Annotated in this window: 2 protein-coding genes and 2 pseudogenes; 2 read left to right on the top strand and 2 right to left on the bottom strand. The window is 58.4% G+C overall.

All coding sequences use genetic code 11. From position 1 onward, the window contains the following. Both PH551_RS32600 and PH551_RS32595 read left to right on the top strand, forming a co-directional pair. The coding region (locus PH551_RS32600; RefSeq protein WP_285196375.1) for a hypothetical protein at window positions 1-199 on the top strand (199 nt) is incomplete at its 5' end. Window positions 200-579: 380 nt separating this feature from the next. Beyond that, on the top strand, window positions 580-1,317 hold the full coding sequence (locus PH551_RS32595) for a hypothetical protein (RefSeq protein WP_285196388.1): 738 nt from the start codon (window positions 580-582) through the stop codon (window positions 1,315-1,317). A gap of 6 nt (window positions 1,318-1,323) precedes the next feature. On the opposite strand, the pseudogene PH551_RS32590 reads toward PH551_RS32595, so the two are convergent. Continuing rightward, window positions 1,324-2,744, bottom strand: a pseudogene (locus tag PH551_RS32590) (ISNCY family transposase). Window positions 2,745-2,880: 136 nt separating this feature from the next. Continuing rightward, window positions 2,881-3,260 (bottom strand): annotated as a pseudogene (locus PH551_RS32585) (IS30 family transposase); the annotation flags it as partial.

Genomic DNA, 3,260 nt, shown 5'->3' with positions numbered 1-3,260 from the left:
GCGCTTCGGGCGCAATGCCATCATCCGCGGCGACAAGGATCTCATCAACCATGTGCCAGAGGCGCAGCGCCAGGCCTTCGCGGCGATGCAGGAGAGGCTGAAGGTCCTGCAGCAGACCGTCCGCGCGGAAAGCCGTCAGCAGATCCTCGCGGAACGGCGTCAGCGGGCGGTCAACCGCGGCCGGGGAATCGATCTCTAAAGGTCGCTGAACAACCGCATTGCTTGGCGTTCATGCGCCGCTGTCGGCTACTCGCTTTCACGCTGGGGATGTGGTGGTCTCCTCTGTGCTCAGATGTTTGAAAACGTTCACCCAGAAGCGGAAGTCACCGGAGCGGCGGTCAGAGCGCGCCCAATTGTCAAAGCTGATTAGGAATGCGACTCTGCCAACCGATTAGAAACGCGACACTGGCTGCTCGGATCGGCCCCCGATCCGACCGGCTGGGCCGGGTTGAAAGGGCGGAGCGGGGGCGGGTGATGATGCTCCTCTTCGGCTTTAGCTTTCTCAGTAGCAATTGTTTCGTCGCCGGCTGATACTCGTGCGCACCTGCATAGGGGCGGGGTAGGGATCAAAGTCGCACGATGCTTCCGGAAATCAAGCTGCAGGGTGACGTCGATGTCGCCGCGCTGTCACCTCTTCTTCGCGGCATGCTTCTGTCCGTTGCCTATGCTGACGGTGAGGGTGGCATAGGATTGACCGCGACCGGTGCTATGAACCGCAAATTCGTACATTGGGCCGCTGTGAACTTCCTGTGGCCCGACTTCACAGCCGAAGACCTCTACAGCATGAACAAAGTGCTGAACGAAAGCGACATGCCGCCGCTCTGGGTCGTGCGGGACATGACCCGCCATCTGAAGCTTCTACGCCGGAGAAAGGGTGTGCTGCTGCCAACCAGACGCGGCCGCGAGTTTCTGGTGAACCCTAACGCCTTCTTCGATTTGGTCGCCACGGATTATCTCTATTCCTACATCCACGCCACCGAGCGGGAAGAGGAGGTGCAAGCACGGTTGCGCTGGTGGCGCATGTTCCTCAATCTTCTCAATATCAAGGCCAGAGAAGGTTGCACGCCAATGGAGGTTGTGAAAATCCTCTATCCAGATCTGGCGCCTCTTTCGGAAGCCGAAATGACCCTGGAAGCCTGGAAGCTGAAATCCGATCTAAAATACGGCGTCTTACGGCGCTTGTGCTGGCTCGGCTTGCTCTATGAAGTAAGAGAGGGGCTCACACTCTTCCAGGACGGATCCTTCCACAAGACACCGCTTTGGTCCGCATGCCTGCAGCTGGAATCGGATACGCAAAGCGACATCGGCGTGCACTGACGATCTTTATTCCGCCGCTGGTTGCCTCAATAACGCTTTCTCTCGCCGTGCAATCACCGCCGGATCGTTCATGTAATCTGTCCTCGGCTTGCGTCCCGCTTCTGATAGCCGTTGGCTGTGCTACCGTCCCGAATGCCAAACATATGATCCATCTGCCCGGTGCGTCGGGGACCACTCTTGCTGCGTTGCTGTTCTCGGCCGGCTTGCAACTCGGCGACGATCGACAGAATGTCGTCCAGCCGCTTGTTGTAGACGACCTCCGCACGATGCACCGAGCGCAACGTATCGAAGGTCCTGTAGGGCAGGGAAAAGCTCTCGTGCATGATCTCGAGCCGTCCGTCCGGGTAGTCGCAGACGATCACTTTCTGGCCAGCCAGTGGCCTGGAAATCTCGGTCGGATCGAGAATGAACAACACCTTCTCGTAGCGTAGCGTCAGAGATTGCGACAGCGTGCGGACTTCCTTCCGGCACATGGCACCATCGAGGTTCTCGTGGTTGACCAGCGGTCGGTGCATGTCTTTCGGATTGCGTGGCGGCTTGCCGAAGCGCCCGTTGAAATCCGCCATGAACTCAGGCGCATAGGCAGTGGCAGCCTCGATCGTATCGATGCCGCGAAGCCGCATCTCCTTGACCAGCCGATCCTGCAATGTCTGGTTGGCACGTTCCACCCGACCCTTGGCCTGAGGGGTGTTGGCGCAGATGATATCGATGTTGAGCTCATAGAGCGCCCGGCCGAACTGCGTCAGACCGCTTGTCCTGTCCTTCTTCGACGGATGCGTCGATCGAAAGACACCATGTTTGTCGCTGTAGAAAGCCAGCGGCTTGCCCCATTGCTGCAGATAAGCCTTCGTCGCATGCAGATAGTCGAACGTGTTCTCCGATCCGGCAAAGCGAAGATGCAAGAGCTTGCCGGTGGCGTCATCGATATAGACAAGCAGGGCGCACTTGGGGCCGCGGCTCTCGAACCACCAGTGATGCGAGCCATCGATCTGCACCAGTTCGCCAAAGCAATCGCGCCCGCCGCGTGGTTGGAAAACCCGTTTCTTGCGCTCCCGGCGCGAGACCCAGATGTCAGCCTCGGTCATCCATTGCCGCAGCGTCTCCTTGGCGACAGAGATCCGGTGCAACTCGATCAGCTTCTCACGCGCCAGCGTCGGACCGAAATCCAGATAGCGCTCGCGGATCAGATCCAGCGCCGCATTGCGAAACTCCTCGCTGTGGCGCCGGTTGCTTGGGCGTGATCGCTTCTTTGAAACAAGCCCGGCCGGACCATCCCGGTCATAGGCCTGCAGCAGCCGATGGACCTGACTTCGACTAAGCGCGAGCTGTTCGGCGGCCTGAACGACGCTTAGGCGCTCGTCACGGATCTTCTGGATAAGCTCGAGGCGATGCAATTCTTTCTGCGACATGGTGATCAAAAAGGACATGACGACTCCGACCGCTCATGGTCTCGACCAGGTTGAAGGTCGTCATCCTTGCTCCCAACGTTGGCTTTGACCAGTGCGTCAAGAGGCGTGGAGAAGCTAACCCAAGTGCATCATGCCTGTTTTGCAGGATAGGGGATCACCCATCTTCGCGCAAATGCGCCATAAATACCTCGGTCGGTGTCCTGTATCCGAGGCATTTGCGCGGCTGATCGTTGATTTGGCGCGTCAGGTTGAGAAGGTCGTGTTGCGACACAACTGCCAAGTCTGTGGTGCCTGGCGGAAACGTCGAATGCGCTTGTTGGTGTTCTCGACGGTTCCTTTTTGCCAAGGCGCACTTGGGTCGCAAAACCAACTATGCGCACCGATCCCTTCTTCCAAAGCCCTGAATCCGGCAAACTCGGTACCGCGATCAAAGGTGAAGCTTTGACGCGCGAAGGCCGGCAAAGGCGAAAACGCTCTGATGATCTTGTCCATGATCGGGCGCGAGTGCCGGCTCGGATTCTTGATGAGAACGGT

It is taken from the genome of Rhizobium atlanticum (assembly GCF_030182485.1).
GTDB lineage: Bacteria > Pseudomonadota > Alphaproteobacteria > Rhizobiales > Rhizobiaceae > Rhizobium.
Note: the sequence above shows the minus strand (reverse complement) of the source record. Positions and strands in the feature narration are given on the sequence as shown.

Excerpts from the sequence above, each read along its gene's own strand:
- PH551_RS32595 (WP_285196388.1), top strand. The coding sequence starts at position 580 with ATGCTTCCGGAAATCAAGCTGCAGGGTGACGTCGATGTCGCCGCGCTG.